The 19,640-nt window shown below is 72.7% G+C and carries 15 protein-coding genes; 3 read left to right on the top strand and 12 right to left on the bottom strand.

All coding sequences use genetic code 11. The features are described 5' to 3' along the window. Nucleotides 1-35 precede the first annotated feature (35 nt). From BDW27_RS12025 to BDW27_RS11980, 10 genes are all read right to left on the bottom strand, one after another. Nucleotides 36-1,427 carry an alkaline phosphatase family protein gene (locus BDW27_RS12025; protein WP_017543902.1) on the bottom strand — a complete coding sequence of 464 codons (1,392 nt, stop codon included), beginning with the start codon at nucleotides 1,425-1,427 and terminating at the stop codon, nucleotides 36-38. Nucleotides 1,428-1,465: 38 nt separating this feature from the next. Further along, nucleotides 1,466-2,629 (bottom strand): metabolite traffic protein EboE, encoded by a 1,164-nt coding sequence (gene eboE, locus BDW27_RS12020; RefSeq protein WP_017543901.1) that lies wholly within the window; start codon nucleotides 2,627-2,629, stop codon nucleotides 1,466-1,468. Beyond that, complete coding sequence (locus BDW27_RS12015; protein WP_017543900.1) at nucleotides 2,626-3,537, bottom strand: TatD family hydrolase; 912 nt, start codon at nucleotides 3,535-3,537, stop codon at nucleotides 2,626-2,628. Before BDW27_RS12015 ends, eboE begins: the two co-directional genes overlap by 4 nt. An 8-nt stretch (nucleotides 3,538-3,545) precedes the next feature. Continuing rightward, entirely contained in the window at nucleotides 3,546-4,217 is a 672-nt protein-coding gene (locus BDW27_RS12010) for an EboA domain-containing protein (RefSeq protein ID WP_233515737.1), read from the bottom strand. 38 nt (nucleotides 4,218-4,255) lie between these two features. Beyond that, a complete protein-coding gene (locus BDW27_RS12005) occupies nucleotides 4,256-5,125 on the bottom strand; it encodes a sugar phosphate isomerase/epimerase (protein WP_199560633.1) in 870 nt (289 codons plus the stop codon). Next, the gene (locus BDW27_RS12000) at nucleotides 5,122-6,003 is read right to left on the bottom strand and encodes an SCO3242 family prenyltransferase (RefSeq protein WP_110049522.1); all 882 of its coding nucleotides are present in this window, start codon (nucleotides 6,001-6,003) and stop codon (nucleotides 5,122-5,124) included. The genes BDW27_RS12005 and BDW27_RS12000 overlap by 4 nt, the downstream gene beginning before the upstream one ends. Continuing rightward, a complete protein-coding gene (locus BDW27_RS11995) occupies nucleotides 6,000-7,163 on the bottom strand; it encodes an inositol-3-phosphate synthase (RefSeq protein ID WP_110049358.1) in 1,164 nt (387 codons plus the stop codon). Before BDW27_RS11995 ends, BDW27_RS12000 begins: the two co-directional genes overlap by 4 nt. Nucleotides 7,164-7,209: 46 nt before the next feature. Then, complete coding sequence (locus BDW27_RS11990) at nucleotides 7,210-7,992, bottom strand: hypothetical protein (protein WP_199560632.1); 783 nt, start codon at nucleotides 7,990-7,992, stop codon at nucleotides 7,210-7,212. Nucleotides 7,993-8,121: 129 nt separating this feature from the next. Further along, a complete protein-coding gene (locus BDW27_RS11985) occupies nucleotides 8,122-12,465 on the bottom strand; it encodes a ThuA domain-containing protein (RefSeq protein ID WP_110049357.1) in 4,344 nt (1,447 codons plus the stop codon). Between the two features lie 446 nt (nucleotides 12,466-12,911). Beyond that, entirely contained in the window at nucleotides 12,912-14,072 is a 1,161-nt protein-coding gene (locus BDW27_RS11980) for a Gfo/Idh/MocA family protein (RefSeq protein ID WP_110049356.1), read from the bottom strand. A 115-nt stretch (nucleotides 14,073-14,187) separates the two neighbouring features. Between BDW27_RS11980 and BDW27_RS11975 the strand changes: the two genes are divergently transcribed. Next, a complete protein-coding gene (locus BDW27_RS11975) occupies nucleotides 14,188-15,417 on the top strand; it encodes an ROK family transcriptional regulator (protein ID WP_017543894.1) in 1,230 nt (409 codons plus the stop codon). Between the two features lie 10 nt (nucleotides 15,418-15,427). On the opposite strand, the gene BDW27_RS11970 is transcribed toward BDW27_RS11975, so the two are convergent. Together BDW27_RS11970 and BDW27_RS11965 are read right to left on the bottom strand one after the other, a co-directional pair. After that, nucleotides 15,428-16,855: a DUF6177 family protein gene (locus BDW27_RS11970; protein ID WP_110049355.1), complete on the bottom strand. Its 1,428-nt coding sequence runs from the start codon at nucleotides 16,853-16,855 to the stop codon at nucleotides 15,428-15,430. A gap of 307 nt (nucleotides 16,856-17,162) precedes the next feature. Continuing rightward, nucleotides 17,163-17,795, bottom strand: coding sequence for a DUF6069 family protein (locus BDW27_RS11965; protein WP_110049354.1), 633 nt, complete (start codon nucleotides 17,793-17,795; stop codon nucleotides 17,163-17,165). A gap of 90 nt (nucleotides 17,796-17,885) precedes the next feature. Here BDW27_RS11965 and alr point away from each other — a divergent pair, with 90 nt between their 5' ends. Both alr and tsaE read left to right on the top strand, forming a co-directional pair. Further along, complete coding sequence (gene alr / locus BDW27_RS11960; RefSeq protein ID WP_110049353.1) at nucleotides 17,886-19,013, top strand: alanine racemase; 1,128 nt, start codon at nucleotides 17,886-17,888, stop codon at nucleotides 19,011-19,013. A gap of 111 nt (nucleotides 19,014-19,124) precedes the next feature. Beyond that, nucleotides 19,125-19,631 (top strand): tRNA (adenosine(37)-N6)-threonylcarbamoyltransferase complex ATPase subunit type 1 TsaE, encoded by a 507-nt coding sequence (gene tsaE, locus BDW27_RS11955; RefSeq protein ID WP_110049352.1) that lies wholly within the window; start codon nucleotides 19,125-19,127, stop codon nucleotides 19,629-19,631. Nucleotides 19,632-19,640 lie beyond the last annotated feature (9 nt).

Here is a 19,640-nt window from a genome sequence, read left to right as displayed (position 1 = left end):
GGCGCCGGACGGCCCGCCCCGGATCGCCGGTGGATTCAGCGCGGGGTCGGCCCCGCCGGTGCCGGCACACCGACGAGGCCGAGCATGAGGTCGCGCACCTCGGTGGCGGCGACGCGTTCGCGGGCGAGCGCGGGTTCGGTGCACAGCACGAGGGGCCCGTCCCGGGGATCGTCGTGCGGGCGTCCGTGCGTGCCCCGGACACAGCCCGGGTCCAGGGGGACGACGTTCATCGTGTAGCGCAGGCCCGCCTTCTTGCGGACCAGGTTGGCCGCCGCCCGGGCCTTGACCAGGGGGTCGGCGGGGTCCAGGAAGAGTTCGGCCGGGTCGTAACCGGGCTTGCGGTGGATGTCCACACCGCGCGCGAAGTCGGGGGCCGACCCGTCGTCCAGCCAGTAGTAGTAGGTGAACCAGGCGCCGGGCCGGGCGAACAGGACCAGTTCCCCGGAGCGTTCGTGGTCCAGCCCGTACTCCGCCTGGGCTCCGCGGTCCAGGACGAGGTCGACCCCGTCCAGCCCCCGCAGGAGTTCGGTGACCTTCGCCAGGTCGTCGGAGTCGTGGACGTACACGTGAGCGCACTGGTGGTCGGCGACCGCGAAGGCCCGCGAGGCCCACGGATCGAGGTATTCCATGCCCTCCTGCGTGTACACCTCCAGGAAGCCCTCCCGGCGCAGCAGCCGGTTGACGTCCACCGGCTGGTCGGCGGGGGTGATCCCGTACTCACTGAGCACCAGGACGGCCGCTCCGGCCGCCTCGGCGTCGTCCAGCAGCGGGGCGAGCGCGGCGTCGAGGTCGCGCACCGCCTGCCGCGCCCGGTCGGAGTCGGGTCCGAACCGCTGGAGGTCGTAGTCCAGGTGGGGGACGTAACAGAGGGTGAGGTCGGCCCGGGGCAGCAGCTTGCGGGTGGCGGCGACGATCCATTCGGTGGAGCGGATCGAGGCGGTCGGTCCCCAGTAGTTGAACAGGGGGAAGGGGCCCAGGTCCGAGGTGAGTTCGTCATGCAGCCCGACCGGCCTCGTGTAGCAGTCGGGGGACTTGCGGCCGTCCGCGTGGTAGACCGGCCGGGGCGTGACGGTCCAGTCGGTGGTGGCGCCCATGGCGTACCACCAGCAGACGTTGGCCGTGCGGAAGTCCGGGCGGTGGCGGCGGGCGGTCTCCCACACCTTCTCGCCCTGGACCAGCCGGTTGTGCTGGCGCCACAGGTACACCTCGCCCAGATCCCGGAAGTACCAGCCGTTGGCGACGGCGCCGTGGTCGGCGGGCGCGGCCCCGGTCAGGAAGGTGGACTGCACGGTGCAGGTGACGGCGGGCAGGACGGTGTCCAGCGGCGCCCGCCACCCGCGCTCGGCCAGGCGGCGCAGTCGTGGGGCGTGTTCGAGCAGCCGGGGGGTGAGCCCGACCGCGTTGACGACGAGGAGGCGGCTGGTCATGGGTGGCGGTCCCTTCCTTGGTGGGCCGTGGTGGGCCGTCAGAGCGGGGTGAGCCCGAGCGCGGTGAGCCGGTCCCGGGCCCAGGCCAGTTCGGCGGCGATCCCGGCGATCAGCCCCTCCTCACCGACCGGGCGCCGGTCCTCGGGCAGCACCGTCCAGGTGTAGGTCTCCACCTCCACGTGGTCGGTGCGGGCGCCGTCGGGGCCGAACAGGCGGGACAGGGTCCGGTCGAGGTGGTCGGTGGTGCCGCGCAGGGGAGCGGCGGCCGGCGAGTGCAGGGGCGCGTGGAAGTGGGTGCGCCAGGGGCCCCCGCCTTCCAGGGGACGGGGACCGTCGAGGGCCTCGGGCAGGTCGTCCCGGGCCCGGGTGCGGTCGTCGTCCAGCTCGCGGGTCTGGTGCAGGAACCGGTCCTCGGCGAAGGCGGCGAGGGCGGCGCGCGTCCCCGGGGCGGTCGGGTCGGGCGCCTCCACGGCGGCCGACGCCTGGGTCTTGACCACCGGGAGTCCGGCCCGGTCCAGTCGGTCCAGCGCGGCGCCCGGCTCCTCGAACTCCACTGCGAGGTGGCAGGTGTCCAGGCACACGCCCACGTGCGGGGGCGGGTCGGCGAGGAGGCGGGCGGCGTCCCGCGTGGTCTCCACGGCGCAGCCGGGTTCGGGTTCCAGGCCCACCCGGACCGGGCGCCCCGCGTCGGCCAGACCGTCCAGCACGGCGGAGAGCTCGGTGAGGTGGCCCCGCGCGGCGGCCTGACGCCCGGCGTCCCAGGGTTCCCGCCACGCCAGGGGCAGAGTGGAGACGCTGCCCCTCGCGGCGTCGTCGGGCATGAGCCGGGCCAGCACCCGCGCGCAGTCCACGGTGTAGTCCAGGCGGGCGCGCTCGGTCCAGTCGGGGGAGTACACGGCGTGCTTGACGACGGGCGCGTGGAACCCCGTGTAGGGGAACGCGTTGAGGGTGACGGTCTCCAGCCCGGCGGCCGCGAGCCCCGTCCGCAGCCGGTCGGTGAGCGCGGGGGAGCGGGCCAGCTCGCGGGCCAGGGGCGCGGGCAGCCACAGGCCGAGCCCGAGCAGGTCGGTGTCCAGGGCAGCGCGGACCCCGCCGCCGAACACCCGGATCTGGCGCAGGACGCCGTCCAGGTCCTCGGCCGGGTGGACGTTGGTGCAGTACGCGAGGTGGACGACGGTGCCGTCGGGGTGCCGGAACCTCACTCGGCGCCCCCTCGCGGGTCCTCCGCCGCGCCCTCCGGCGGCCCCGCTTCCGGACGTTCGCCGCGCAGGATCGAGTTGCCCGAGTAGGTGGCCGCGGTCGCCGGTCCCGCGCCCTCCTCCAGCAGCAGACGGCCGCTGCGCCCGTAGAACTCCACGGGGTTGCGCCACAGCACGCGGTCCACGTCGTCCTCGGTGAACCCGGCCTCCAGCATCCGCTGACCCGTGTACAGCGTGGTCAGCGGGTCGCTGTGTCCCCAGTCGGCCGCCGAGTTCACCACCATGCGGTCCAGGCCCCACTCGGACAGCACGCGCACCATCCGCTCCGGGGACATCTTGGTGTCCGGGTAGATGGAGAAGCCCAGCACGCACCCGGAGTCGCGCACCATCTCCACGGTGGTCTCGTTGAGGTGGTCCACCAGGACCATCTCCGGGGCGATCCCCGACTCCTCGACCAGCCGCAGGGTGTGCCGGGTGCCCTCGACCTTGTCCCGGTGCGGGGTGTGCACCAGCACCGGCAGACCGAACTCCCGGGCCAGTTCCAGCTGGTGCCGGAAGGCCTTCTCCTCCTCGGAGGTCCGCGAGTCGAACCCCACCTCGCCCACGGCCACCACCCCGTCCTTGGCCAGGTAGCGGGGGAGGAGGTCGAGCACCCCGGCCAGGCGGGGGTCGTTGGCCTCCTTGGGGTTGAGCGCGATCGTGCAGTGGTGGCGGATACCGAACTGGGCGGCGCGGAAGCGCTCCCACCCGACCAGGCCGTCGAAGTAGTCGCGGAAGGAGCCCACGCTGGTGCGCGGTTGTCCCAACCAGAACGCGGGCTCCACGAGGGCGCGCACTCCGGCGTCGTGCATCGCCTGGTAGTCGGCGGTGGTCCGCGAGGTCATGTGGATGTGCGGGTCGAAGATACGCATGACGCCTCCTATGAGCGGGGGGTCGGGTCCTGTGGGCGGTCCGGGCCGGCGACCCGGGGGAAGCGCTCCAGAACCCGGTGGACGTCGGCGGGCACCGCGCGGCCCGCCCGCTCGCGTTCACGGGCGAAGTCCGCGCACATGCGGGCCAGCTCGGCGTCGGCGCGCTCGTCCACCCCCGCCACCAGACGCAGCGGCACCCCGACGAACAGGCACTTGAGCACGGTCTGGCGCCAGGCGTGGTCGTCCAGCAGGGCCTGGGTCCCGCTGGCCGCGGCCGCGGCGACCAGGCGGGTGTCGTTGGTGCGCAGGGCGTCCGCGAGCAGGCGTCGGGCGGTGGCGGCGACCTCGGGCTCCCGGGTGTCCAGGCGGTCCAGCCCGTGCAGGACGGCGCGACGTTCCTCGGCGTCCCCGTACTCGTAGAGGGCGTCCACCTCCCCGGCCAGGTCGCCCGGAGAGAGCGCCTGGGCCAGGACGCGCAGCAGGTCAGCGCGCACGAGGTCGTCGAGGGTCGGCCCCTCCGCCCCGGTGGGGTCGCCGGAGGGTCCGGCGCCGCGCGCGACCCGGCGCGCGGCGGCGGGGAAGAGCACCGCGACGCGCTCCGGATGCTCGGCCACCTCGGCGCGCAACGCGGCCAGCCGCGTACGCGCGTCCTCCTCCAACAGGTCACCGACGTCCGCCACGGTGCCTCCCCTCCCGGCTCGCTCTCCGCCCGCGCTGATCACTCCGTCTTCCCCCGTTCCTCCAGCACCCGGGACCAGGCCGCGTCCAGCGCCCGCTTGGAGCGCTCGGCGACCAGCGGGGCGGCGTGCCCGTGCCGGGGCAGCTCCACCGAGGCCAGCCCCGTGTACCCCACACGGTCAAGGGCGCCCAGCACCCCGGCCAGGTCGAGGTCGCCCTCACCGAACTCCAGGTGTTCGTGCACACGGGGGCGCATGTCGTCCAGCTGCACGTTGGCGATCAGGTCCCCGGCTCGGGCCACCGTTCCCTCGGGGCCGTCGGGTTCGTTGCACACGCCGTGCCCCACGTCCAGGGTCACTCGGAGCCGCGCGGGGTCGCCCAGCGCGCGTCGCAGCTCCAGGACGTCCTCCAGGCGTTCGGCGAACATGCCCGGCTCGGGCTCGAAGGCCAGGTCCACGCCGAGCTCCTCCGCCGTCACCAGGACCTTCTCCACACCGGAGAGGAGCCGTTCGCGCCCCTCCTCCCGCGTGGCCCCGGCGGGCAGGATGCCCGACCAGAAGGACACCGCCTCCGCGCCGAGGGTGTCGGCGATCCGCACCGCCCGGCGCAGCAGGTCGACCCGCACGTCGCGGTCCCGGTCGGAGACCAGGGTGGGTTCGTGCTTGCGGCGCGGGTCCAGCAGGTAGCGGGCGCCGGTCTCCACGACCACCGCCAGCCCCAGCTCGTCCAGCCTGCGGGCGACCGCCGCCACCCGGGCCTTCACGTCCAGGGAGAACGGGTCCAGGTGCGGGTGGTCCAGGGTGAGGCCGACCCCCTCGTAACCGAGGTCGGCGATGATCGCCAGGGCGTCGACCAGCCGGTGGTCCCAGAACCCGTTCGTCCCGTACCCCAGCCTCAGCTGTTCGCTCATGTCACCGACACCGCCCTCGCCGCCCGCGCGGTCACCGGTGCCCCGGCGGCCAACGCGCACGCGGTGCCCACCGCCCCGTACCGGGAGAGCAGCGCCGCCTGGAGCGGGATCATCCCCCGGATGCCGGTCCCGGTCGCCGCGCGCGCGTGGTCCGCACTGGGTTCGGCCAACGCGCGGGCCTGGGCCGTCCCCACGGTGGTCGCGAACGACCCCGCGAAGGCCCCGGCCGCCAGCTCGCCCAGCGAACCCCGCACGGTGGCGGGAGCCGTGCGCGCCGGGTACGCCGCCAAGGCGGCCCCGGCCAGGGTGCAGGACAGCGCCCCGGCGGCCACCTCCGACCGGGTTCCGTGGACCTCTCCCCGGCTCAGCGTCGTCACCCCGTAGGTGTGGACGGCCATGGCGGCCGCGGGCAGCGCGGCAGCGCCGGTCCGGTCACCGGCACCGAGCAGCACGTCCAGTCCCCGGTTGACCGCCATGCCCAGCGGGGCCAGCGGCGTGGGTTTGAGGACGAGGTCGTAGGTCCACACGGTGGTGGCCAGGGCGGTGGCCACCAGGGCGGACCGGCGGCCCCCGGCCAGCGCGGCGATCCCCACACCGGCCGCCGTGAGTCCGGTCGCCACGGCCAGGGCCTCGCCCGGGGCGACCTCACCGGAGGGGATGGGGCGTTCGGGGCGCTCGACCGCGTCCAGGTCGCGGTCCGCGTAGTCGTTGAGGGCCATCCCGGCCCAGTACAGGCACACCGAGGCGGCGGGGAGGGCCCACGTGCCGGGCCGGTCCAGCCGACCCGCGGCGGCCGCGCCGGTGAGGGAGTCGCCGAGCACGGTCAACGCGGCGGGCAGGCGCACCAGCCGGGCCAGGGACCTCAGCTTCCGGCTCATCCGCGCCCCGCCCCCTCGGCCGGTCCGGCGCACCAGGCGGTGAGTGCCTCCCACTGCGCCACCAGCCCGTGCACGTCGCTCCCGGCCGGGTCCTTGAAGAAGAAGCCCAGCTCCGGGACCGGGCCCGACCGGCCGGTCCGGTGGGCGTGGGCGGCCAGCCGGGCCAGGTCCAGGACCAGGGGCGCCGCCAGCGCCGAGTCGTAGCCGGACCAGGTGAACTGGAGGCTCATCCTGGTGCCCAGGAACCCCTCGAAGGACACGTGGTCCCAGGCGGTCTTCGCGTCACCCAGGTCGGGCACGTAGTCGATGTGCAGGGGCCCGTCCACCGGGTGCCCCAGCAGGTGCTCCAGGCCCCGGGCCTTGGAGGCGGTCTTGTTGTCGTTGCTGGCGGGGTCGGCGAGGGTCGCGCCGTCGCCGCCGCCCAGGAGGTTCATGGAGGACCACGAGCGCACGCGCAGCGCCCGGGCCGCGAACATCGGCGCGAGCACGCTCTTGACCAGGGTCTCCCCGGTCTTGCCGTCCGAGCCCGCCCACGGCAGCCCCAGTTCCCGTGCCAGGGCCGCCAGCGCGGGCGGGCGCGGCCCCGCGTTCGGGGTGAACTCCACGAAGGAGCACCCCGCCCGCAGGGCCGCGTAGGCGTACACCGAGCTGGCCGGGATCCGGGCGGTCCCCGCGTCCAGGGCCGCCTCCAGCAGTTCGGGTTCGTCCAGCTCGGGAACCCGCTCCGGGGCGGGCTCCGTGCTGGACAGGTCCACGACCACCACGCGCTCCACAGCCTCGCGTTCGGCGAACGCGCGCAGGTCCTGTTCCAGACGGTCCACATGACACCGGGCGAACCCCTCGGGGCGAGGCTCCACGCCCCGGCGGACGCGCCGGTCCACCGCGTCGAGCTCCTCCGCGAAGGCCTCGGGCAGGTGCGGCGGGATCACCCCGGACCTGGCCAGCGGCTCCGCGCTCTTGGACAGGTGGGTGTCCGAGAGGTCGTGGCCGCCGAAGACCAGGTCACCGAGGCCGGGCAGGCCCGCGTCGGCGAACTCGGGGCGTTCGGTCACACACCCCGTCCGCTCGGCGGCGCCCGCCCGCACTGCCAGCGCGCCCAGGACGGCCGTGGTGGCGACCGACCCGCGCGCCCCGACCAACCACACTCCGATGCGTGTCATGTGCTCCCCTGCTGGTTGTCGTGCTGGTGCTGCTGGAGGCCCCGGGTCAGTGGCCGTCGTGGGCGGGCGGCGGCCCGTCCCCGGTCGCGCCGTCGCCGTCCTCGGCCTCGTCGGGTTGGAGGGCGCCGCTGCCCGGTTCGGAGGGCAGGTACAGGTGGATGTGGCCGTGCCCGGCGTCGATGCTGACCATGTCGAGCTGGGTGGCCGCCACCGACCAGGCCGTCACGGCCTGGTCGCGCAGGTCGGCGGCCAGTTCCAGAAGCTCGGTCCGCTGGTCCCCGTCGGCCTGGGAGGCGGACTGGTAGGCGCTCACCGCCGAACCGAGCAGGTCCACGGAGCCGTCGAGCCCGGCGAGGGTGACGTTGAAGTCGGTCTGGCCGGAGTCGCCGAGGTCGAAGTGGGCCCCGGCGTCGCGGATGGTGCCGAGCCAGGCGTCGATCTCCTCGGAGTCCGGGAAGTCGTCGGAGGGTGCGGAGCCGTCGGCGGGCAGGACCCCGTTCAGGGACTCCAACGCCGGGACCAGCTCCTCGTGGGCGGCCCTGGTGTGGCCGATCAGGCTGGACACCTGGTCCACGTGGCGGGCGTCTGCGGAGGCCTCCAGCTCGGCCACCCGGGCCGGGTCCGGGGAGACCTGGTCGTCCCCGCCTCCGAAGAAGAGCACCACCGCGGCGACGACGGCGCCGACCAGCAGAACGGAGCCGCCGGTCAGCCACCAGGTGGTGGGATTGGAGTTCGCGGAGTGGACCCCCGCGGTCCGGTCCGGGGCGGCCCCGCCGCTCTCCGGGTCGGGGGTCTTCCCCTGCTTGGTGCTCAAGGGGTCGGTGCTCACGGGCACCTCCTGTCAGGTTGACACTGGCCTGGTGACGGGCGGCGCGTGCCGTGCGAACGACGCCGCGGGGGTGTGGCGGGGCCGGGGGACGGCCCCGCCACGGTTCGTCGCGTTACTGCTGATCCGGGACTACTCGGGTACTGCGGTCAGGTGTTCGAGGCCGTCGGCCAGGCGCCCCAGCTCCTCTCGGGTCTCGGGGTCGGCCACGGTCTCTGCGGTCGTCCGGAACCGGTCGAGCGAGCGTCCGGCCTGCGCGGGCCGGCCCACGCTCACGTTGTGCTCGGCCAGTTCCAGCTGGCGGGTGAGCCGGGTGGCCTCGGAGGCGGTCAGAGCGCCCGCCTCGGCCAGTTCCCCGACCCGTTCGTGGACCTCGGCGAAGGTGAACGTCTCCGTCTCGTCCTCCAGGTCGGTGACCTGCACGTCGCGGAACCACACGAGGTCGTTCGCGCCGTGGTTCTGGATCCCGACGTGCCCGGCCGAGAGGTCGCGGGCGGGGTCGGTGCTCTCGAACTCGTTGACCAGCTCGCCGTTGATCCACACGCGGATCATCGGGTCGTCGACCTCGATCTCCATCGTGTTCCACTCGCCCACGACCTCCGGGTGGGAGGTGGCCGCCTGGAAGGTGTAGATGGCCCCGGTCTGGGTGAGGGGGTCGCCCTCGGGGGCGCCGTACGGGTCGATCTGGATCTCGTAGCCCTCGTTGACCGCGACCCACGGGTCGTCGCCCGGGTCCGGGAAGCCGACGAAGACACCGGAGTTGTCGGACTCCTCGTGGGTGAGGTAGTCCAGCTTCAGGCGGTAGGAGCCGAGCTCGTTCTCGTGCCAGAGCAGGCCCATCCCGCCCTCAGTCTGGAGGACGCACCCGTCACCGTCGTCGACGATCTCGAAGCCGCCCGGACCGGCCATGTTCCAGCCGTCCAGGGACTCCCCGTCCCACAGGGCGCGGTAGCCGTCGTCGAGGTTGGGCGGCGCGCACTCCACGGGGGCGGGCTCGTCGCCGACCGTGATGGTGTGGGTGGCGGAGGTGCCGGTGCGGCCCTCGCCGTCCGTGGCCACCGCGCTGACCGCGTACTCGCCGTCGGGGACGTCGGACCAGGTGGCCTCGTAGGGGCCCTCGGTCACCGTGGCGACCGCCTGCCCGTCCACGAGGAACTCCACTTCCTCGATCCCGGCGTCACCGTGGTCGGTGACGTCGGCCGCGAGCGGGACGTCCTCGCCCGACCCGAAGGCCGCGCCGTCGTCCGGGCTGGTCAGCTCGGCCTCGGGCCCGTCACCGTGGCCGCCGTCGTGGTCCGCGTTCACGTCGAAGTAGTTGACGTTGAACAGCGCCTCGTCCCCGGCTTCGTCGTTGACGAAGACCAGGTGGAGGTCGATGGTGCCGCCGGGGTCGGTGACGTCCTCCATCGTGACGTCGGTCCACTCCTGCCAACCGCCGGTGGGCTCGACGTCGACCGAGCCGACCAGTTCGCCGTCGGGGGAGTCGGCGCGGGCCTCGATGGTGCCGCCCGCCCCTTCCGAGGCCACACGGAAGCCGATCTGCTCGACCCCGTGCAGGTTCACCGGGTCGTAGGCGACCCAGCTGCCGTGGTGGATGCCGCCGAGGTTGCGCAGGCCCCCGTTGGGGTCCTCGGTGGCGTCGGTGACCACTCCCTCGCTGCCGGTGAAGTACTGCGCCTGCATCCGCGACGGGTTGAGCTTGATCCCGTCGCTGCCGGTCAGGGACGGAACGCCGTCCCCGCCCTGGTCGGTGTACTCGGCCTGGAGGACCCAGAAGATGTTCATGTCGTGGCCGTGACCGCCGTCGGTCCCGGTGACGCTCACACCCTCACAGCCCTCGTACTGGGTCCAGGGGTGGGCATGGGTGTCGTGGCCCAGCGACGAGGTGACGTCCACCTCACCGCAGTCGATCCCGTCGCCGATCGACCCGTCCTCGGCGTCCTCCACGGTCACGTCGAACGGGATCTCGTCGCCCCAGTCGAAGAACTGACCGTCCCTGGGCGTGTCGAAGGCGACCTCGGGCGCGGTGTTGCCCGCGGTGATCGTCACCGTGGCCGTGCCCGTGCGCTCCTCGGTGTCGGTCACCGTGAGGCTGACGTTGTACCGGCCCGCCTCCTCGAAGGTGTGCGTGGGAGCGGGATCGGTCGAGGTCGTGCCGTCCCCGAAGTTCCACGCGTAGTCGAAGGCCAGGCCTCCGGGGTGGAAGGAGTTCTCGCCGGAGAACTCCACGGTCAGCGGCGCGGGGCCGGAGGTGGTGCTGCTGCTGATCCGGGCCACCGGGCTGTTGCCCGACCCGGAGTAGTCGATGCGGGAGATCGCCGAGTCCTCGGCCCCGCCGAACCAGCCGGAACCGTACTCCAGCACGTACAGGGCGCCGTCCGGGCCGAACTCCATGTCCATGGGGTTGGCCAGGTCGATGTCCGGGACGGTCTCGGTGATGTCGAGGACATCACCCTCGTCGTCCAGGTGCACCTGCTTGATCCACTGGCGGCTCCACTCGTACAGCAGCGGGACGCCGTCGTAGTACTCGGGCCACTTGTTGTCCGACTCCAGCTCCGGGTCGAAGCTGTACGCCGGTCCGCCCATCGGGGCGCCGCCGCCGGTGCCCAGGTGCGGGAACTCCTCGGACTCGTCGTAGCCGTACCAGATCGCCGCCGGAGTGACCGGGGGCAGCTCCGTCAGGCCGGTGTTGCGCGGCGACTCGTTGACCGGGGCGTCGCAGTCGAACGGCTCCCCGGACGTGCCGGATCCGAAGTCGTACTTGTTGTAGGCGGAGTTGTTCCCGATGCAGTACGGCCAGCCGATGTTGACCGGCTCGGTGATGTGGTGCCAGGTGACCGTGTTCTCGGGGCCGCGCTCGGGGTCGGCCACGGGGGAGTCCGGTCCGTAGTCGGCCAGGTAGACGCTGCCGTCGTTCTGGTCCACGGAGAACCGGAACGGGTTGCGCAGACCCATCGCGAGGATCTCGGGGCGGGTCAGGTCGGCGTCGGAGGTCTCCGGCGGGAACAGGTTGCCCTCGGGGATCTCGTAGCCGCCGTCCTCGTCGACCGCGATCCGGATCAGCTTGCCGCGCAGGTCGTTGGTGTTGGCCGAGCCGCGCTGGGCGTCGAAGGCCGGGTTGCGGCTCTCCCGCTCGTCGTGCGGGCTGAACCCGTCCGAACCGAAGGCGCTGGTGTCGTCGCCGGTGGAGAGCAGGAGGTTGCCGTCCGGGTCGAAGTCGATGTCGCCGCCGACGTGGCAGCACATGCCGCGGGTGGCCTCGACCTCCAGGATCACCTGCTCGCTCTCCAGGTCCAGGGACGGCTCGTCACCGTCCACGAACTGGAAGCGCGACAGGTTGTTGTGCGCCTCGAAGGGCTCGAAGTCCTCCGCCGTGCCGTTCTCCGGTGCGGCACCCGAGGGGACGCCGTCGATCACGGGCGCGTAGTACAGGTACACCCACCCGTTCTCCTCGAAGTCCGGGTCGAGCGCGATGCCCTGGAGCCCGTCCTCGTCGTGGTCGTAGACGGGCACGTCCGCGAGCGCGTTGGTGCTGTAGGTCTCGGGGGACCACATGGACACCTGGCCGTTGCGGGAGGTGTGCATGATCCGGCCGTCCGGGAGCACCGCCATGCCCATGGGCTCGCCGACGTTCTCCTCGCCCTGGGCGAGCGTGACCTTCTCGAAGTTGTCCCACTGGGTGGCGCCGCAGTCGCCCTCGACCTGTCCGGCGGCCCACTCGAGGCCTCCGAGGAGGTGGGCGGTGAACTCCGGCTCCGAGTACGACTCGACGGTGTGGCCGCCGCCGGTGTACCAGGACCTGCCGCCGTCGTACACCTGACACCAGGCGATCGGGTGGTCGAAGCCCATCTGTCCGGCGGGGTCGACGACGTCCTCGTAGGAGGCCTCGTTCAGGCCCGCCAGGACGTGGACGTCACCGCGCGGGCTGACGTCGTAGTCGTACCACTCGTCGTGCCGGTCCCAGCTGGCCGGGAGCATGGACGTGGAGGGGTGGGTGCGGTCGTTGACCATCACCTCGGCGTCCTGGGTGCCGGGCGGGTGGCTGGCGAAGTACGCCCCGACCAGGTCGCCGTACCACTCCCAGTCGTAGTGGGTGTCGGAGGCGGAGTGGACGCCGACGTAGCCGCCGCCGCCCTGCACGTACTCCTCGAACGCGGCCTGCTGGGTCTCGTCCAGGACGTCGCCGGTGGTGGAGAGCCAGATGACCGCGTCGAAGCGGGCCAGGTCCTCCGGGTTGAAGATGTCGGAGTCCTCGGAGTGCTCGGTCTCGAAGCCGTGCTCCTCGGCGAGCGCCTCGTAGAGGGCGACGCCGTAGGGGATGGAGTCGTGCCGGAAGCCGGTGGTCTTGGAGAAGATGAGCGCGGTGAACGGGTCCTGTTCGTCCGCGTCGGCTTGGGCCGGGACCGACGTCAGCCCGAGGGCCAACGCGACGCTCGCCGTCAGGGCGCCCAGCGTTCGTAGGGATCTTCTGATCACGGGAAACCTCACCTGGGGGTGGGGGGTCGATGAGTCCGTGCGGCGTGCCGGCGCCGACGGCAGGGACGGTGGCCGCGTTCGCGTGCACGGCGGAGGCCGTGCGGCGGGTGCGAACCGTCGGGGAGTACCTGCTATCGCGTTCGGAAGCGGGGGGTGGCCGCCTCATCGGTGTGATCAGGTCACGGCGGCTCCTTTCGTCGGGGGCAGGGACGAGCGTGGGCAGGACGGACGGCTCGCCGCGTTCGCGTGCACGGCGGGGGGCGCCGCACGGACGCGACCGTGGCGATGTCTGCATTGTCCGTCGTGGCGGTCACGATGAACAGGGGCCCTGAGTGACCTGTTGAGGCCCCTGGGTTCACGTTCCGTAACAGTTCCAGGTGAACGGGGGCGAGGGCGTGTCGGTCATTCGTACAAACCTGGACGAGGCCGACCCTTGGGGCGGCCATTCAGTGCCCCGTCCGGGACTCGACCGGGGGTACGTCGACCCAGCGGCGTTCCCGGGCGGACTCCAACACCGCCTCGGCGAGCACGGCGGCCCGAAGACCGTCCGCGAAGACGGGAAGACCCTCGGGATCCCCGCCCGCCACGGCGGCGCCGGTGTCCTTGACCAGGGCGTTGAAGCAGTCCTGGTAGCCCTGGGGGTGGCCCACCGGAAGGGTGACCAGACGGGCGGCGTCCGGGCTGAGGCCGGGGTCGTCGCGGGAGACGACCCCGGTGCGGTCGCGCCCGCCCGCCCAGAGGGTCTCGGGCCGTTCCTGGTCGAAGCGGAGCGACCCCTCGGTGCCGGAGACCTCCAGCACGAGCTGGTTCTTGCGGCCGGGGGAGACCTGGCTGATCACGGCGTTGCCGACGGCCCCGCCCGCTGTGGAGAACTGGAAGGTCACCAGGTCCTCCGTGGTGACCGCGCGGCCTCCGCCCTCGCCCCGGTGATCGTTGAACCGGGAGGTCTGGGCGCTGACGGCGGTGATGCGGTCGCCGGTGACGAACTCCAGCATGTCGCACCAGTGGGAGCCGATGTCGCCGAAGGCCCGGGAGGGGCCGCCGATCTCCGGGTCCACGCGCCAGTTGTCCTCCTGGGGGTAGAGGAGCCAGTCCTGGAGGTAGCCGCCGTGGGCGAGGCCGACCCGGCCGACGGCGCCCGCGGCCACCTGGGCACGGGCCTCGCGGGCCATGGGGTGGAAGCGGTAGACGAAGGGGACGACGGCCACGCGGTCGGCCTCGTGCGCGGCTTGAGTGAGGCTGCGGGCCGTCTCGGCGTCGGTGGCCAGGGGCTTCTCGCAGACCACGTGTTTTCCGGCTGCGAGGGCCGCCTGGCTCAGGGGGGCGTGCAGGTGGTTGGGGGTGCACACGTGCACCACGTCGACGTCGGATCGGTGGATGAGTTCGAGGGCGTCGGCGTGGGCTCGGGGGAGGCCGTGCGCGGCGCGGAAGTCCTCGGCTTTGCCGGGGGAGGATCCGGCCACCCCGACGACCTCGCCGCCTGAGGCGCGGACGGCGTGGGTGTGGACGCGTCCCATGAAGCCGGTGCCGATCACCGCTGCTCGATAGGCCGAGGGGGCTGTCAGTCCGGGCGTTGGCGAATCACCCAGACCTGTGACTTTTTTCACTGACATGTCCGAGACGTTACGTCTGACTTATGTCGAAGGTCAAGCATAAGTTGCCGGTTGTGGACAAAATAGATGAATGACGGCCACTCAATAGATCCTGTGCTTCACTGGTCCCATGACGGAAGACGCGCTGACAGCCCCAGGGGGACCGGGGGCGACACCTCTGCGAGCCCCGGCCGCCACAGCCGCGCCCGGTGCCGGGACCCTGCTCCGGCTGCTGCGCGACGGCCGCCCACGCACCCGCTCCGAACTGGCCGCCGTCACCGGCCTGGCCCGTTCCACGGTCACCCAGCGCGTGGACGCGCTCCTGGCCAGCGGACTCATCGGCCCTGCCGGGGAGGCCGTCTCCACCGGAGGACGGCCGCCGACGACCTTCTCGTTCCGCCCCGACGCGCGCGTGGTCCTCGCCGCCGACCTGGGCGCCACCCACGCCCGGCTCGCCCTCACCGACATGTCGGGGACCGTGCTCGCCGAGGACCGCGCCGACATCGACATCGCGCTGGGCCCCGAACCCGTCCTGGACTGGGTGCTGGACCACGGTCTGTCCCTGCTGGAGTCAGCCGGACGGGCGACCGGGGACCTGCTCGGCGTCGGGGTGGGCCTGCCCGGCCCCGTGCAGCACTCCACGGGACGCGCGGTCAACCCGCCCATCATGCCCGGCTGGGACGGCTTCGACGTGTCCGGCCACGTGCGCGGCCGCATCGACCGGCCCGTGCTGGTGGACAACGACGTCAACATCATGGCCATCGGCGAGCACCACGTCGCCTGGCCCGGCGCCAGCCACCTGCTGTTCGTGAAGGTGGCCACGGGCATCGGCTGCGGGATCGTCAGCGAGGGCAGCGTCTACCGGGGCGCCCAGGGGGCGGCCGGGGACATGGGGCACATCCACGTGCCCAACGGCGCCGACCGGCCGTGCCGCTGCGGCAACACCGGCTGCCTGGAGGCGGTGGCCAGCGGACACGCGATCGCCGAGACCCTCACCGCGGAGGGGGTCCCCGCCTCGGGAGCCCGCGACGTGGTGGAGCTGTCCCGCAACGGGTCCGTCCCGGCGCTGCGCGCCCTGCGCCAGGCCGGTCGCGACGTCGGCGAGGTCCTGGCCGCCTCGGTCAACATGTTCAACCCGTCGGTGATCGTCATCGGCGGCGCGCTCGCCACGGCCGGGGACCACCTGCTCGCGGGGGTGCGCGAGGTCATCTACCAGCGGTCGCTGCCGCTGGCCACGGAGAACCTCAGCATCGCCTCGTCGAAGGCCGGTGAGAGCGCGGGCGTGATCGGCGCGGCGGTCATGGTCATCGAGCACTGCCTGAGCCCCGAACACGCGGAGTCCCTCGTCATGGGCGCCTGACCCCCGGTACTCAGCGGCGGCGGTCCCGGCTGACGGGGCGCAGGTGCCGCATCAGGGCCTGGAACCTCTCCCAGCTGTCCGGTTCCACTCCGTCGCCGATCCGGTACCAGATCACCGGGGTCATGGGCGGGCCGAACGACGTGCCCTTCACCGGTCCGGCCAGGGCGTTCTCCCTGCCCACGGCGGTGATACCCTCCGCGCCCACGGCCAGGCCCACCGGCACGGGAACCCCGGCCCATCGCGGCGGCTGGAGCAGGTCGGCGCGGCCGTACGCCCGCTGCACGGTCATGGACCGCAGCCCGTCGCGATCGGACAGTGCGCGCACGAGCGGCCGAAGGGCGCCCAGATCCGGCTCCTCGCCCTCCTGGTAGCCGACGGTGAAGCGGACGTGCTCGCGGACCCCCGAATCGGTGCGCGCCACCCGAAGTCGCCCGGAGAAGGGCCGGACGCCCTCGTGGTCGGGGCCGCCGGGCTGCCCGCCGAACACCACGGTGGTCTCGCCCGGGGCCCTGTTGCGCGCCATGGCGGTGACGGCCGCCGGATCCCATTCGCGGGTCAGCGGCTCGGAGACACCCCACACCGAGGGCCGGGCGCCGCCCAGGCGCTCGGCCAGCAGCTCCACGACCCCGCCCAGCTCCAGGCCGTCGCTGGCCGGGTGGTCCATCTGGAGGTCCACGTGCAGCTGTGTGCCGGTCACGTGCTCCTCCCGGGCGCGGAAGTCCGGGTGCGGGCCGTCCTCGGTCACCGCGTGCGGGTCCGGGACGTAGCCCACCCCGTCCTGCCAGGCCAGGGGTAGGCCGTTGAACCCGTCGTAGTGGTGTCCGTCGGCGGTGCGCACCACCCACGTGGCGTTCGGGTTGCCCAGAAGCGAGCGCAGCGCCTGGGTGAGCACGCTCGTGGAGGGGGTGACCAACTGGATACCGAGGCCCTCGCGCCCGTACCGGGCCAGGGCGTCCACGGTCCAGCTGGACAGCGACACCACCGGCCGGTCCTGCACCAGCACGGCGTTCTTCGCTGTCAGAGCGCTCACCGCCGGGTGATCGGTGGCGCCGACCAGAGAGTCGTCCCGCTCCAACCGTGACGGGGGCTCCCAGACGACCCCGCCGTGCCGGTCGACCAGGTGTCCCACGAACCGCCGGGCCAGCTCCGCCGTGTCCGGGGTGACCAGGTCGGCGCCCCGGGCCTCCACCCACAGCGGCTGGGCGGGCAGCTCCTCGCTGACCCCGTCCTCCAACAGGCGGTCGGCCTCGGTGGCCACCGCCATGCGCTGCGCGGACTGCACGGCCAGGACGAGTCGGCCGGAGTCGTCTCGCAGCTCCACGACGGTCCCCTCCGCGACCAGGCGGATCCTCAGGTCGGGATCGGCCGCCACCATCGCGTCCAGGAGCGAACGGCGGCTGGGGCTCTCCGCGAGGAGGGCGATCACGTCACGGCTCAAGGGGGAGTCCTCCGGGAAACTGAACGGAACGGGGGTTTCGCGTCGTTCCCACGCTACTGGGAACCGCGCCCGCGTTCCGGCGTGCCCCCGCACACCGGGTGCGACTCCCGCTTCGACTCCTCGTTGACGACGTCGACGGCCTCCCACCTGACCAGACCGCATCATCAGGGGGAACGGGGATGAGCCCCTTCCGAATCCGCGAGTCATCGGCGAACGGCGTGCGGTCGCGGCGAGCACCGCGCATCCTGGCACGCGAAGGGGGCGGGGCCCTCTCGGGTCCCCGCCCCCGGCGGTGTCGCGTTCTCCGTCAGTCGTCGCGCGTGCCGTGACGGGCACGGTCCTCCTCCGCCCGCTGGGCCTCCGCGCGGCCGCGAGCGGCGTCGTAGTCGGCGTCCTCCTCCATCGCGCGGTAGCGCGTGGGGTCGTACTCCCGCTGTCCGACGTCGGGCAGGACGCCCTCGTGCCTCAGGGCCGGGCCCTCGTCACTCCTGGCCTGCCGGGGAACCCGGCTGACGACCGCGGTCCGCCCGACGCCGCGCAGCAGCGAGGCGATGGCGATACCGCAGACCAGGTTGATCAGACCCGTGGCGATCTGGCTGGAGATCTCGGCGCCCTGTGTGAAGGGCGTGACGGCCGCGATGGCCGTGGCCAGACCGACGATCCAGCCGAAGAACGAGAGCGCCCGGGGTGCGGACAGCAGCAGCAGGTGCAGCAGCGCGGTCGCCAGCAGGGCGACCACCCCCGCCAGGAGCGCGTAACCGACCGTCCCGGCGTCCCCGAGGTGTCCGGCCTCCTCCGGTGCGAGCACCGGAATGCCGAAGATCCCGCGAACCACCAGGGTCCCCGCGAAGATGACCAGTGCGGCGACCACCGCGGTGGCCAGTCCGCCGGACCAGAGCCGGGTCACGTTGACGGCTCGTTCACTTCCGATTTCGTTCATACCGATATCCCCAAAATAGGGCTCGAACTCGGTCGTAGGCCACATACCCGCAGCTCCGCAGCGGTAACCCACGCGTGGAACACTGTGGTCATGGCTCCTTTCGCGCACGCTCGCGTCGATCTCGACGCGATCACCTCCAACGCCCGGCTGCTCCGTGAATCGGCCGGGGGGACGCCCCTCATGGGGGTGGTCAAGGCCGACGGCTACGGCCACGGGATCCTTCCGGCCGCGCGTGCGCTGATCGCGGGCGGTGCCTCCTGGTTGGGGACCGCGCTCATCAAGGAGGGGCTGGAGCTGCGTGGGGCGGGCATCACCGTGCCGGTGATGTCCTGGATCATCCCCCCGGGGGAGCCCGTCGGTGAGGCGATCGAGGCCGACATCGACCTCGGGATCAGCGACCGCGCCGTCCTGGACACCGTGGTCTCCGAGGCCCGCCGCCTGGGCCGGGTCGCGCGGGTCCAGCTCAAGGCGGACACCGGCCTGAACCGGGGCGGTGTGACCCGGGGTGAGTGGGCGTCCGTGGTCGAGGCGGCCGCGCGCGCGGAGGAGGAGGGCGCCGTCCGGGTCACCGGTGTGTGGTCGCACTTCGCCTGCGCGGACGAGCCCGGCCACCCGTCGATCCAGGCACAGCTGGACGTCTTCCACGAGGCCCTCATGGTGGCGGACAAGGCGGGGCTGACCCCGGAGGTTCGGCACATCTCCAATTCGGCCGCGCTGCTGACCCTGCCCGAGGCGAGGTTCGATCTCGTCCGGGCCGGAATCGCGAGTTATGGTCTCAGCCCGATTCCGGGTTTTGGTGTGCCCGGATTGCGCCCCGCGATGACCTTCGAGTCGAGCATCGCGCTCACCAAGCGCGTCCCCGCAGGCAGCGGGGTCTCCTACGGACACCGTTACGTCACCAAGGACGAGACCACCCTGGCCCTGGTGCCGCTCGGCTACGCGGACGGCGTGCCCCGAGCGGCCACCAACCGGGGCCCCCTCCTCGTGGGCGGCGCCCGCCGCACCATCGCGGGAACAGTCTGCATGGACCAGTTCGTTGTGGATATGGGGGACGACCCGGTGAAGGCGGGCGACCTCGCGGTACTGTTCGGCGACCCGAGCGCGGATCGGGCCGTGCCCACCGCGCAGGACTGGGCCGACGTCCTGGACACCATCCCGTACGAGATCATCACGCGGATCGGCGCCAGGGTGCCCCGCGAGTACGTGGGCGGGGCCTGACGCACTCCCCGATATCGGTCACGAACCTTCCCCACCCGGCCTAACCTGGGTGAAGAGGGACCTTCGGCGCGCTCCGACGCTGACCACCACACGGACCAACCTGTGAGAGCGATGACAGACACCACAGCCACCACCGCGTCCCACGTCCACGCGGTCACCGCCGCGACGGACGAGGAGATGCGCGTTCTGGGCCGTGACCTCGCCGCCCTCTCCCGCCCCGGGGACCTGCTGATCCTCTCCGGGCCGCTGGGAGCGGGCAAGACCACCCTCACGCAGGGGCTCGGACAGGGCCTGGGCGTGCGAGGGTCGGTCACCTCGCCCACCTTCGTCATCTCCAGAATCCACCCGTCCCTGGTCGGCGGTCCCGCCCTCGTGCACGTGGACGCCTACCGGCTCGGCGGCCCCGACGAGGTCGACGACATCGACCTGGACATGACCCTCCCCGAGTCGGTCACCGTCGTCGAGTGGGGTGAGGGCGTGGCCGAGGGACTGGCCGACGACCGCCTGGAGATCCGGATCGAACGCCACCCCGACGACACCCGCACCGTCCACCTGCGCCCCGTCGGCGCCCGGTGGACCGACATCGACCTCCCCGGCACCGCCGCCGGGAACGGATAGGGCGGAACA

This window comes from Nocardiopsis sp. L17-MgMaSL7 (assembly GCF_003182025.1).
Classification (GTDB): Bacteria; Actinomycetota; Actinomycetes; order Streptosporangiales; family Streptosporangiaceae; genus Nocardiopsis; species Nocardiopsis prasina.
This window is presented reverse-complemented; position numbering and strand designations above follow the sequence as displayed.